This is a genomic window from Pedobacter immunditicola, from assembly GCF_037482985.1.
Taxonomy (GTDB): Bacteria; Bacteroidota; Bacteroidia; order Sphingobacteriales; family Sphingobacteriaceae; genus Pedobacter; species Pedobacter immunditicola.
Window position 1 is genome coordinate 250389 of the sequence record NZ_JBBHKC010000008.1, and the last position, 13078, is coordinate 263466.

General features: G+C 40.0%; 9 protein-coding genes. 4 read left to right on the forward strand and 5 right to left on the reverse strand.

What is annotated here, in order from left to right:
* Positions 1-22: 22 nt before the first annotated feature.
* The 3 genes from murA to WG905_RS15745 all read right to left on the reverse strand — a co-directional run bounded on the left by murA (position 23) and on the right by WG905_RS15745 (position 4430).
* The gene (gene murA / locus WG905_RS15735; protein WP_339592697.1) at positions 23-1348 is read right to left on the reverse strand and encodes a UDP-N-acetylglucosamine 1-carboxyvinyltransferase; all 1326 of its coding nucleotides are present in this window, start codon (positions 1346-1348) and stop codon (positions 23-25) included.
* Between the two features lie 30 nt (positions 1349-1378).
* On the reverse strand, positions 1379-2071 hold the full coding sequence (locus WG905_RS15740; protein WP_339592698.1) for a DUF4290 domain-containing protein: 693 nt from the start codon (positions 2069-2071) through the stop codon (positions 1379-1381).
* 73 nt (positions 2072-2144) lie between these two features.
* Complete coding sequence (locus tag WG905_RS15745; protein ID WP_339592699.1) at positions 2145-4430, reverse strand: ATP-dependent helicase; 2286 nt, start codon at positions 4428-4430, stop codon at positions 2145-2147.
* A gap of 534 nt (positions 4431-4964) precedes the next feature.
* Between WG905_RS15745 and WG905_RS15750 the strand changes: the two genes are divergently transcribed.
* The 3 genes from WG905_RS15750 to WG905_RS15760 all read left to right on the forward strand — a co-directional run bounded on the left by WG905_RS15750 (position 4965) and on the right by WG905_RS15760 (position 8561).
* Positions 4965-6335 carry a dipeptidase gene (locus tag WG905_RS15750; RefSeq protein ID WP_339592700.1) on the forward strand — a complete coding sequence of 457 codons (1371 nt, stop codon included), beginning with the start codon at positions 4965-4967 and terminating at the stop codon, positions 6333-6335.
* Positions 6336-6801: 466 nt separating this feature from the next.
* Positions 6802-7725 carry a glycoside hydrolase family 25 protein gene (locus WG905_RS15755; protein ID WP_339592701.1) on the forward strand — a complete coding sequence of 308 codons (924 nt, stop codon included), beginning with the start codon at positions 6802-6804 and terminating at the stop codon, positions 7723-7725.
* Positions 7726-7991: 266 nt separating this feature from the next.
* On the forward strand, positions 7992-8561 hold the full coding sequence (locus WG905_RS15760) for a hypothetical protein (RefSeq protein WP_339592702.1): 570 nt from the start codon (positions 7992-7994) through the stop codon (positions 8559-8561).
* 8 nt (positions 8562-8569) lie between these two features.
* On the opposite strand, the gene WG905_RS15765 is transcribed toward WG905_RS15760, so the two are convergent.
* Together WG905_RS15765 and WG905_RS15770 are read right to left on the reverse strand one after the other, a co-directional pair.
* Positions 8570-9784 (reverse strand): alpha/beta hydrolase-fold protein, encoded by a 1215-nt coding sequence (locus tag WG905_RS15765; RefSeq protein ID WP_339592703.1) that lies wholly within the window; start codon positions 9782-9784, stop codon positions 8570-8572.
* Between the two features lie 67 nt (positions 9785-9851).
* The gene (locus tag WG905_RS15770) at positions 9852-10949 is read right to left on the reverse strand and encodes a mandelate racemase/muconate lactonizing enzyme family protein (protein ID WP_339592704.1); all 1098 of its coding nucleotides are present in this window, start codon (positions 10947-10949) and stop codon (positions 9852-9854) included.
* Positions 10950-11055: 106 nt separating this feature from the next.
* Between WG905_RS15770 and WG905_RS15775 the strand changes: the two genes are divergently transcribed.
* On the forward strand, positions 11056-13068 hold the full coding sequence (locus WG905_RS15775; RefSeq protein ID WP_339592705.1) for a thioredoxin domain-containing protein: 2013 nt from the start codon (positions 11056-11058) through the stop codon (positions 13066-13068).
* The last annotated feature ends 10 nt before the right edge of the window (positions 13069-13078 follow it).

The window sequence follows — 13078 nt, forward strand, 5'->3', positions numbered from 1 at the left end:
TTTTTTATGGGTTTATGTTTGCTTAATGCGTTGGTCCGTTACCTTCCACACGCTTAATATTTGCGCCTAAGGCACGTAAGCGGATGTCGATATCCTGGTAACCACGCTCAATCTGTTCTATATTATAGATGGTAGAGGTTCCTTCTGCAGATAATGCAGCGATCAATAAAGACACACCTGCACGGATATCCGGAGATGTCATGCTGATACCCCTTAACTTATAGGCTTTGTCGATACCATTTACTGTGGCCCTGTGCGGATCACAAAGAATGATTTGTGCACCCATGTCGATCAGTTTATCCACAAAAAACAACCTGCTTTCAAACATCTTCTGGTGGATCAATACATTACCCCTGGCCTGTGTGGCAACAACCAGCACGATACTCAATAGGTCAGGCGTAAAACCTGGCCATGGCGAGTCAGCAATGGTAAGCATGGAGCCATCAATAAAAGACTCAATTACATAATGTTTTTGAGAAGGGATGTAAATATCATCACCCCTTAATTCAAACTTAATACCCAATTTTTTAAAGACATCGGGAATAACACCCAATTCATTGTAACAAACATTTTTAATGGTGATTTCTGATTCTGTCATGGCAGCAAGTCCAATAAAAGAACCGATTTCAATCATATCGGGCAACATCCTGTGTTCAGTTCCGCCTAATTTTGTCACCCCCTCTATGGTCAGTAAATTAGAGCCGATGCCGGAGATTTTAGCCCCCATACGATTCAGCATTTTACACAATTGCTGTAGATAAGGTTCACAAGCCGCATTGTAAATAGTGGTTATACCTTTAGCCATCACGGCAGTCATGACGATGTTTGCAGTCCCGGTTACAGAAGCTTCATCTAACAGTACATAAGCACCTTTTAAGTCTGTGGCATCAACATTAAAAAATTCTTTTTTACTGTCGTAGATAAATTTAGCACCCAGTTTTTCGAAGCCCAGGAAGTGAGTATCCAATCTTCTGCGGCCAATTTTGTCGCCACCGGGTTTAGGGATAGCAGCTTTACCAAAGCGGGCCAGCAATGGACCCACAATCATGATAGAGCCCCTTAATCCACCACCTTTTGTTTTAAAAACATCTGATGTAAAGTAATCAAGGTTAATGTTTTTTGCTTCGAAAGTATAAGTATCTTTTGATAAGCGTTCTACGGTTACGCCAAGATCACCTAATAATTCAATTAATTTGTTGACATCCTTAATGTCTGGAATATTGCTGATGGTCAGCTTTTCTTCTGTCAGTAAAACAGCGGATAAGATTTGTAAGGCTTCATTTTTAGCACCCTGTGGCTGGATTTCACCTTTAAGTTTTTTACCACCGATAATTTCAAATGCGTTCATATATATGTATCTCTCTAAATAAGGTGGTAACTAGTGTCTCTGCTTACCGTTGTTGCTGTTGCTATTGGTACGTGGAGGGCGGTTGTTATTCGTCCGTCCTTTACTGTTGTTGTTATTATTGTTATTGTTGCTCCTGCCGCGGTTGTTATTGGCTGGTCTGTTAATCACAGGTTTAAATTCAACTTTATTCAGGTTGATGTTTTCTTCCAGTTGTAACTCACCGCCAGAAAGTTCAGCTAAATTCTTTAAGATGGTTTCGTCAGCAACGTTGTCTTTATTCCAGGTTACATAGGCCATCTTCATGAAGTTGGCAATGCCTTGTACCATTGCTGCTTTACGCTCCGGTTCTTCCGTGTTTTTAGCTCTTTGAATGAGTGTTTCCACCGTTTTTCCGTAATGCTTAAACCTTATTTTTTGCTGCGGATAACCAATATGTTTTGGTCTAACGGCCGCCTGCTCCGGTGTAGGCTTAGGGTAGGGGCTGTCTACATCAATTTTGTAGCCCGAAATAATGTGGAGGTGATCCCAGAGTTTATGTTTGAAATCCGCAACATCCCTTAAATGTGGGTTTAAAAAGCCCATCAGCTCTATTACTGCCTGAGCATATTTGTTACGCTCATTTAAATCCGGGAGTTCGCAGATGTATTTCACCATGTTTTGCACATTGCGACCATACTCGGCTAAGATCAACTCGTTACGGGTGGTATTATAATCGAAATTCATTTTTATTTTTTCTATGGCAAAATTGATGGAGAGATTCATCAATGGCCTGTGTGTTGTTCTTAAAAGATATAATCTATTTAATTATTTGCAATTTAGCAAATTTTAATAATAATTGTTTATTTCCTAAACCCTGGAAGAAAACTGTAGCTTTTACATCAGGGAAATTACCTTCAAGGTTAACAATTTTTCCAAAGCCAAACTTCTCATGTTCTACCTCCATGCCATTTTGAAAGGCATTAGGTGCATCGGGAGCGAAACCAGGTGTTGGTACATGTGCTTTAGGCAACATGCTTGTGTTTTTAGGCAATGAACTGGTGGTTGTGGGTTTCGGTTTGCTGAAAGTATCACGCTGTTGTGTCCAGGTACGCCTTTCACTATCAAAACTATTTTCCCCCAGGCTGCTTTTCGCAGGTTTTACTTCTTCCAGTTCCAGGTATTTTCCACTAATCTCGTTAATAAAGCGACTTGGTTCACAACTCGTTAAAGTTCCCCAGCGGTATCTGGAGGTAGCATAAGTCAGGGTAAGCTTTTTTTCTGCCCTGGTAATGGCTACATAAAATAACCTGCGTTCTTCTTCGAGGTCGGTTCTTGAATTTAAAGACATCTGAGAGGGGAAAAGGTTTTCCTCTAAACCCACTACAAATACGTTTTTAAACTCCAGACCTTTAGCAGAGTGTATCGTCATTAAAGAAACTGTATCCCGGTCCTTATCGTCCTGCCTGTCGTCATTGGTTAATAACGCAATGTCTTGCATAAAAATTGCCAGACTGCGGTCTTCAATATCTTCCCGTTCAGCAAATTCCTTAATACCATTCAACAATTCTTGTATATTTTCATAGCGGCTTCTGCCTTCAATGCTTTCGTCAATATGCAGTTCCTTTAAAATACCGGAGTGCTGCGCAATAAACAAAGCCGTTTCATAGGCATCGAGTTTTTTAGCTTCTGCCGAAAAACTCTGTATCATCATGGCGAAATCATTCAACTGGTTTGCGATCCTTCCTTCAATATATTGAGAAGGGTTACAAATCACCTGCCACATGGTGATATCATGTTTATCAGCAGCTACAATGATTTTATCAACGGTGGTATCTCCTAAACCTCTTTTCGGATAATTGATAACTCTTTTAATCGCTTCTTCATCACTAGGGTTAAAAGTTAAACGAAAATAAGCAATCAGATCTTTAATTTCCTTACGCTGATAAAAAGAAAGTCCGCCATATATCTTATAAGGTACATTTAATTTTCTTAAAGCTTCCTCCATGGCCCTGGATTGTGCATTGGTACGGTACAAAATGGCGAAATCGTGGTAATTTAAACCGTTAGTCGTGCGGTCTTGTACAATAGCCTCGGCAACCAGTTTACCTTCCTCATTGTCGGTAAAAGCGCGTTGCACCTTAATCCTGTCGCCAGTTTCATTAGCCGAAAAGACGTTCTTTTCCAGTTGATTTTTGTTGTTGGCAATAATACTATTGGCAACTTCTACAATATTTTGGGTAGAGCGATAATTTTGCTCTAATTTATAAACCTGCAGTTCGGGGTAATCCTTTTCAAAATTAAGAATATTCTGAATATTAGCGCCCCTAAAACCATAGATACTTTGTGCATCGTCGCCAACCACACATAAATTCAGGTTAGCTGCAGCCAGTTTTTTAACGATGGTGTACTGTGAAAAGTTAGTATCCTGGTACTCATCCACCATCAGGTATTTAAACTTCTGCTGGTATTTATTCAATACATCAATATGGTTCTTTAAAAGCACGTTCGTTTTGAACAACAGGTCATCAAAATCCATTGCACCAGCTTTAAAGCATCGTTTGGTATAAGTTTCATAGATTACGCCAATTAGAGGGCGTTTATTGCTGCTATCCTCAGCCTGTATTTCTGCATTGTTCAGGTATTCCGTATGCGATATCAGGTTGTTTTTTGCGGAAGAAATCCTGTTGTAGACGAAATTAGCGTTATACAATTTATCATCCAGTTGCATTTCACGCAAAATCGCCCTGATCAAACTTTTACTGTCGTCCGTATCATAGATGGTAAAGTTGGAAGGATAACCTATTTTTTCTGCTTCTACCCTTAAAATCTTGGCAAAAACAGAGTGGAAGGTACCCATCCAGATGTTTTTAGCTTCATTGCCCACCACCTTCATGATCCGCTCGCGCATATCTTTCGAAGCTTTGTTGGTAAAGGTTAAAACTAAGATGTTAAAAGGATCTACACCTTTTTCAATTAAATGCGCAACCCTGTAAGTAATCACCCTTGTTTTTCCTGATCCAGCACCAGCTACAATCATGGCTGGTCCCTCGGTGTTCTCTACTGCTGCACGTTGCTGTGGGTTTAATCCTGCTAAATAATCCAAAATGAAAATAAATATTTTTAAAAATGCGAAGTTATGAAACGACGCTGTAAAAATCTGGGTTTATGTAAAACTAGTGTATTACAATCTTCAAATAACGTGGTTGAAGGTTATTTGGTACAATAAACATCAAGCCTGATGTTGCCTTGCCAAATATACGAATTAGTAGTTAATATGAAAAGGCTCTAAAAGCCTATTTTAGTCATTCTTTGCTTTTTGAAGGCGGTTCATGATCCACGTATCTTATTAAAGCTCATTGACTAAGAATATTACACGAAAGAATATTCGAAAAACAGATTAATAAGGAAACGAATAGGAAATTCAGTACACTTTATACGGTGAGCAATGAGTAGGGTTTTTAAACGTTTTGGTTCTTTGGAAGTACTTACCAATAATTTTTTTTAGTTTTATCGGTTTAATTCAGGGATGTTTTTTATAGTAAATAAGCCTTAATAACCTTTAAAAGGATGTGCTTCTTTGCTTGATACATTCAGGAACCTTTAGTATTTTAATCAAATTAAGAACTAATCATTCGTTATGCAAGAGATCAAAAAATATGTAGAAGAGAATAAGCAGCGTTTTTTAGAAGAGCTGTTTGAATTATTACGTTTCCCGTCGGTAAGTGCAGATCCGAAATATAAAGGTGATGTATTAAAAACTGCGGATTTTGTTGCGCAGAAACTTAAAGAAGCCGGTGCAGACAAGGTTGAGATTTGTCCTACTGCCGGATATCCTATTGTTTACGGAGAGAAAATTATTAATGATCAATTGCCTACCGTTTTAGTTTACGGACATTATGATGTACAGCCTGCAGATCCGTTGGAATTGTGGGATACACCACCATTTGAACCTACCGTTCGTGATGGTAAAATATATGCACGTGGTGCATGTGACGATAAAGGACAGTTTTATATGCATGTAAAGGCATTTGAGCTGATGATGAAGACCAATACCCTTGCCTGTAACGTAAAATTTATGATTGAAGGGGAAGAGGAAGTGGGTTCAGCCAACCTGGGCATCTTTGTAAAAGAAAATGTGGAGCGCCTAAAAGCGGATGTGGTATTGATCTCTGATACTTCGATGATCAGCATGGAAAATCCTTCTATTGAGACTGGCTTACGTGGTCTAGCTTATATGGAAGTTGAAGTGGTTGGCCCGAACCGCGATTTGCACTCCGGTGTTTATGGTGGTGCAGTGGCCAATCCGGCAACGATTTTGTGTAAAATGATTGCTTCCCTGCATGATGAAAATAACCACATTACCATCCCTGGTTTTTATGATAAGGTTGTAGAATTGACCGATGGAGAGAAGAAAGCTTTAAATTCTGCTCCTTTTGACTTGGAAGAATACAAAAAAGACCTTGATATTAAGTCCGAATGGGGCGAGAAGGGCTATTCGACAATGGAGCGGACGGGTACCCGTCCAACACTAGAGGTTAATGGTATCTGGAGCGGTTACATCGGTGAAGGTGCTAAAACTGTACTGCCTTCTAAAGCTAATGCTAAGATATCCATGCGCCTGGTACCTGGTCAAAGCTCTAAAGAAGTAGCTGAACTCTTTACCAAACATTTTGAAGGCATTGCACCTGATTATGTGAAGGTTAAAGTAACTGAACACCATGGTGGTGAGCCTGTTGTTACTCCTACAGATAGTATAGCTTACCGTGCTGCTGAACTGGCTATTCTGGATTCTTTTGGTAAAAAACCTATCCCGACAAGGGGCGGTGGAAGTATTCCTATCGTTGCTTTGTTTGAGGATGTTTTAGGGATTAAATCGGTATTGCTGGGCTTCGGTTTGGATAGTGATGCCTTGCATTCGCCAAATGAAAAATATGATATTTTCAATTATTACAAAGGCATTGAGACCTTGCCCTTGTTTCATAAATATTATGCTGAACTAAGCAAATAAGAAAACGCCAATGCGCTTTCCCTCCTCGGATCTAGAAATAAGATCCGGATGTCGGGAAAGCACATTGGCGTTTTCTATCTAACTTGCCAGTTGACAGGCATGGTGTATTAATTCATGAAACCGGTCAGGTTGGACTATCCGTTGATGTTATGGTTGGTGGTTAGGTTGATATTCTTGTTAGATTAGCTGGTTGTTTTGCTTGACAATATGTTGGCTGATTGCTTTATATTAATGACATGGTGATTGGTGGTTAGGCTGGTTAGATGTTGTTATTTGATTAGTTATTGGTTGTTTGCTTGATGATATTCTTGTTAGATTAGCTGGTTGTTTAGTTATTGTGATAAGCTTGGCATTTGTAGAATGATTAAAGTGCTCTTCAGCACCAGTAAAATGAGTTAATGGTCTAATAGATCATCAGATAGAATTGTTCCTTATTTATTTAAATCCCTTTATTTAAAATTTATACGTGCCGCCACCTAAGAAAAGAGCCCAAACTTCCCTTGATCTAGCTGTATCACGTGCAACCGCTGCTCCCCGGGCCAAAACAAGGGCTCCAGGAAAGCCGCCGGTGAAACGCAGGCCGGTGAAGAAAAAGTCGAAGGGTATGGCCATGCATTGGAAGGTGATCATCGCCTTTGTGCTGCTCATCCTTTTATCCCCTTTATATTATGCTTATGTATTACGGCTATTTACTTCCACCATCAGCTGGGTGAAGGATTTGGGGGAGGATCCAAATTACAGGACTTACAATAGTTTCGATATCAAGATACCCAAGAAACACAGCATCCATGGGATCGATGTTTCTTATTACCAGGGAAAGATTGACTGGCCGAAGGTGAAAGCCATGGAGGAAGATGGCGTCCGTGTGAAATTTGCGATAATTAAGGCGACTGAAGGCGTAATGCTGGTCGATCCTTATTTTCAGCGTAACTGGCGTGAAGCAGCGAAAACAGGTATTGTTTGCAGTGCTTACCATTTTTTCAGACCAAAAAAATCCGGCGACTGGCAAGCTCGGTTTTTCCTGCAAACCGTAAATTTCGAAAAGGGCGACCTCCCACCCGTGGTAGATATTGAGGAATTAAATGGTGTTTCTCCTGCAAATATGCGCAAAGAACTCAAAGCTTTTCTTTCACATGTAGAACGGAAAACTGGGGTGAAGCCCATCATTTATTCCGGACTAAGTTTTTATAAGGATTATTTAGACGGCTATTTTGAGGAGTATCCGATGTGGGTAGCTCATTATTATCAGCCTCAATTAAAACTAGAGGACTCTAAATGGGTTTTCTGGCAGCATTCTGATAAAGCACGGATCAATGGGATTAATCATGTGGTTGATTTTAATGCTTTCAATGGCGATAGTACAGCTTTTGAAGCGTTGAAGTTGAGGTAAGGGGTGATATTCTATGACCGCCGAATGTTTACCGAACAGGGCGTGGCGATGTTGTCAAGCGTGCTCAACAGCGAAACAGCAATAGAGGTAAAAACATGGAAGTGGTATTCCAATATCTGGATGAACTGCTTGAGAACAAAGACCCGTATAAGCTTTAACGAAAAAGCATCGGTGACAAGATTAATTCCGATTAGAGTTAATAACAAATACCTATCTTATAATGAAGTTTTAAAAATTACAAATAAAATAGTCTTATTATTTTCCTTATGAAAAATCGCTTACTGTACTCCGCATTATTTGTATTTACGATGCTATTATCATCTTGTGGTAATTCCGACACCTATATAATTTCGAAACAAGATAGTTTACTTAAGGTTTCCTATACGGATTCTCTTGGTCATGTAGTAATGCCACCAAAAGTGAAATATGCCCCCTATACTTTCGTTATTGACTCAAGTGACCGTGTTTTTTTCTATTCTTTTCCCGAGAGAAATCCGGACAGAGGTGGTGTTTACGATGACCCTGAACCTGACTTGCTCCACTTAATGCCGAATCATATTTTCCTCATTCCAAAGGGCTCTGAAAAGAGTTTTTTCGAGGAAAGTGTCCTGAAACAAAAAAGTCAAAGATTATTAAAAAATATAAAGGTGGCTTCATTTAAAGACACGATTACTTCAGATTTTTTAAAATACCTAATAGCTAGATCCGAAGACGAGAAAAACGTGAAAGCAATGAAAGACAAGACAGAAAGCATAAACGTGAGTATAAGGCTTGCTTTGCCAGAAGAACGGAATGTCATCACCCATAAGGTTATTGGGAAGTATTATGGAGATTGACGTCGTAACTATCTCAAACCTTCAAATTTCTTCCGGGTATCATGATGCTCGTTTAACATCAAAGCCTTCAATAGCAATTCCTTAGCTTTCTTTTTGTCACCCCTGGCAATGTAATAATCACCCATACTGTCATAAACATTAAAACTTTCAGGGTAAAGATCTATATTCATCTTAAAAAAGCTGTAGGCTTTAGCATAGTCCTTGTTTTCGAGATTAATGTATCCTAAAATATTAACTGTATTTTCAGGCGGCATTACATTATATCCCAACATTGCAGAAACCTTTTTATAATGATTCTGCACAAACTTCAGATCAACCAAAGGATCATTCAGGTCATCGGCTAATTCAAAACCTTTAAAAAAGGAACGGAAAGCATCATATGCTGCAATCAGTGGTACAGATGAGTGGTTGTCTTCATGGTAATATTTCCAGTCCCATACCAATTGGTTCTTCTTGTTTTTTAAGAGCACTTCTCGGAATTTGAGGTTATTTCTCACATGCACATTCTTAATTGCTGTGTCTTTTACCACCCTCACCATATCCATTCCCTTTTCCATCGTATTTGCAGCTGCATAAAATAGTTTTTTACCCGCAAAATTCTTCTGCGCCAAAACGGTGTTGGCCTTTTTAAGCAGTGATTGCTGATCCCACCAGATACTTGGATCAATAGCGACATAGGAATTAAATAGGGAAGGATGGTTAATAAGGGTATTCAGCACAGTTAATCCCCCTAAAGAATGGCCAACAAACATTCGATACGGATCAGTGTGATAGTTAGATTCAATATGTGGGATCAATTCCTTTTCAAGAAATAAAATGAATTTTTCACCGCCTCCGGAAGTTTTTAGTGCGGAAGAATCGACTGTCCCATCAGACCATTCAGTGGAATGTGTAGGAGTAAGGTCTCTCACCCGGTCGGTATTGGAAATTGCCACAACAATCATTTTCGGTATCTTTCCAATGGAACTTAAATGCTGAACAACACCGGTTACCGAATGAAATGCTGCATAACCATCTAATAGGTACAAAACCGGATAACTGGCTTCTACCTTGACGTTGTTATTTCCGGCCTTTGGAACGTAAATCAGTATTTCTCTTTTTTCGTTCAATATTGCAGAATGAAGTGTGTCAATTCTTCCCATTACAATGTCGCCTTTACTTTGAGCGAATGTTTGGGTGCAAACAAAAATTAACAAAATGAGGGCCGCGTTTTTAATTTGCATGGTTGCTTTAGCAATAAGGTGTGTGAATAAGATCAGTGTTTGATTTTTTTGTTACAATAAGTCGACTTTAAATCACCCACTGCTCACAGCTTTCCAAAAATTCCTCATCTGCATCAGCACCAATTCCTATGGTGTCAGGAACATCAAGCATATAACCTTCATAAGTAAGGCCGCCAACTACCGGATCTACTAAATGACCCAGTAAACAGGTGTCCAGATCAAAGAAAACCACATTCGGACTCGCCAATGCAAAATGCAAATTAGCACTTAAGGCAATCCTGCTTTCCAGCATACTGCCAATCATGCATTTAACACCTGTTTTTAAAGCTTCCTCATGAATTTTCTGGGCCTCTAAAATGCCGCCTGATTTTGAAAATTTAATGTTCAGGTACTCACAAGCCTTGCTGTTAATCAGTTTACGGGCATCGTGGTGGATGTAGCAACTTTCATCAGCCATAATCTTGATAGGCGAGTTGAGGCTTAATTCCGGAAGGCGGTCATCAAACCAGGTGCGCATCGGTTGCTCACAAAACTCAATATTGTATTTTTCCAATGCTGCCAAAGCAAATAGCGCATCATCAAAACTCCAGCCCTGGTTAGCATCTAAACGGATGGAAGGTGCATCACCCACTGCTTTCCTGATCTGGGCAACTCTTTCAATGTCATCATGCACATTTTTTCCAAGTTTGATCTTTAAAATATTGCAACCCTGCCTCTGGTATTTCAACGCTGTTTGCGTCATTTCTTCTGGCGTACCGATGCCGATGGTCATGTCGGTTTCGATGGTCCGCTTTTTACCGCCCAGAAACTGGTAGAGCGGCAACCCTGCATTTTTAGCAGCGATATCAAATAAAGCCATGTCAAAAGCACTTTTAATGGTGCCATTATGGTCTGCATAACCTAAAAGGTCTTTCATCCTTTCGGGGATATCCAGCGGGTCCTTGCCAATCCAGATCTTTGCAAAATCTTTTGCCATGGCGATACAGGTTTCCTGCGTTTCACCCACAATCATGGGGAAAGCTGAACATTCTCCCACACCATAAATCCCTGCATCTGTATAAATTCTGATAAACACATTCTGTGCAAAATGCATGGTGCCGGTGGCAATTACAAAGGGCTCCATAGGGATGCTAAAGCGGTAAATTTCGGTATGGGTGATCTTCATCTGTATAAAAAATTATAAAGGTTAGTTGAATAGGCTGGTAAATGGAGGAGGTTTTATCCTGCCTGCATGAGGGTAAAAGTACAATTTATCTTTTTACCTTTATAGTATGAATAATGAACCAAATCATTTAATTAAGGCATCCTCACCATATTTATTGCAGCATGCCTATAATCCTGTTAATTGGTATGAATGGGGTGATGAGGCTTTGCAAAAAGCCAAAGCCGAAAACAAACTGATTTTGGTCAGTATCGGTTATTCTGCCTGTCACTGGTGCCATGTTATGGAACGTGAAAGTTTTGAAAATCATGAAGTGGCAGAAGTAATGAACCAGCATTATGTGTGTATAAAGGTTGACCGCGAGGAACGCCCGGATATCGATCAGATCTATATGCTGGCTGTGCAACTGATGACTGGCCAGGGTGGCTGGCCTTTGAATTGTATTTGCCTGCCCGATCAACGCCCGATTTATGGCGGAACTTATTTTGGGAAAAGTGATTGGATCAACGTATTGACTAGTATTGCCGAAATGTATCAGTTAGAACGGGAAAAAACTTTGCAGTATGCAGACCGTTTAACAGATGGTATCAGAAACGCAGAGAAGATTATTCCTAATGTTAAAACCGCGGATTATACCATAGATGATTTAAAAGAAATTGTGGAGCCCTGGAAACGTTCTTTTGACATGAGCCAGGGTGGTTATAACCGTTCTCCAAAATTTCCTTTGCCCAACAACTGGCAGTTTTTGCTGCGGTATAGCTATTTATCCCATGACAATGCTACTCATGTAGCCACCCTGTTAACGTTGGAGAAAATGGCCCTTGGTGGCATCTACGATCATATCGGTGGCGGTTTCGCCCGTTATTCGGTTGATGAACGGTGGCATGTGCCTCATTTTGAGAAAATGATGTACGACAATGGCCAGTTGGTCAGCCTGTATGCTGAAGCTTATTTAGCTTCTCAATTGCCTTTATTTAAGCAGGTTGCCCAAGAATCTATCGCCTGGGTGCAAAGGGAGATGACTTCGCCCGAAGGGTTATTTTATGCTGCCTTAGACGCCGACAGTGAAGGGGTAGAGGGTAAGTTTTATGTTTGGTCGGCCGATGAATTTGAAGTGCTGACCGAAGGTGATCACCTCCTGATGGCAGCATATTTCAACGTAACCGAAGCTGGTAATTGGGAGGAAGAGGAAACAAATATCCTGCTCAGAAATAAAACCGATGAAGAATTTGCACATGCTAAAGGGATTACTGTAGAAGAACTTCAATCGAAAGTACAACTTGCAAAAGAAAGGTTACTGGAACAGCGCAATCGCAGGGTTAGACCAGGTTTGGATGATAAATGCCTTACGGCCTGGAATGCCATGATGATTAAGGGGCTGGCAGATAGTGCCAATGTTTTCAAGGAGCCAGTTTACTATGAAATGGCTAAAAAAGCCGCTGACTTCATATTAACCAGTCTCAGGACTGAAAACGGGGGATTGTACCGGAATTATAAATCTGGAAAAGCCAGCATAGTTGGGTTTTTAGACGATTATGCTTTTTTAATTGAAGCCTTACTTGCTTTATATGCTGTAGACTTCAAGGAGTCATGGTTGCTGGAAGCCAGGAAATTGACCGACCAGGTTTTGAATGATTTTAATGATAACGACAGTCCGATGTTGTTTTACACGAGCGCCGGCAGCGAAGCCTTGATAGCGCGTAAACATGAAATCATGGATAATGTAATTCCTTCTTCCAATTCTGTAATGGCGCAGAACCTGCAGGTATTGGGTCTTATGTTTGATAATGACGCCTACCTTGAAAAAGCGTCTGCGATGCTTGCAGCAGTGAAGCCACAGATCAAAACTTATGGTTCTGCTTATTCTAACTGGGCCACACAATTATTAAATGAAGTATATAGCTTAAATGAGATCGCTATCACAGGAAACGACCTTGAAAGTGTAACAAAGGAGTTAAATGCGGTTTATATTCCTAACAAAGTTACAATTGCAGGAACAAATTCTACATTACCTTTGTTAAAAGATAGGCAAAGCTTAGAAACAAAAATCTATATTTGCCGGAATAAATCATGTCAGCTGCCTGTAAACACAGTTGAGGAAGCGATAAAATTAATAAATTAAAAAAGATTCT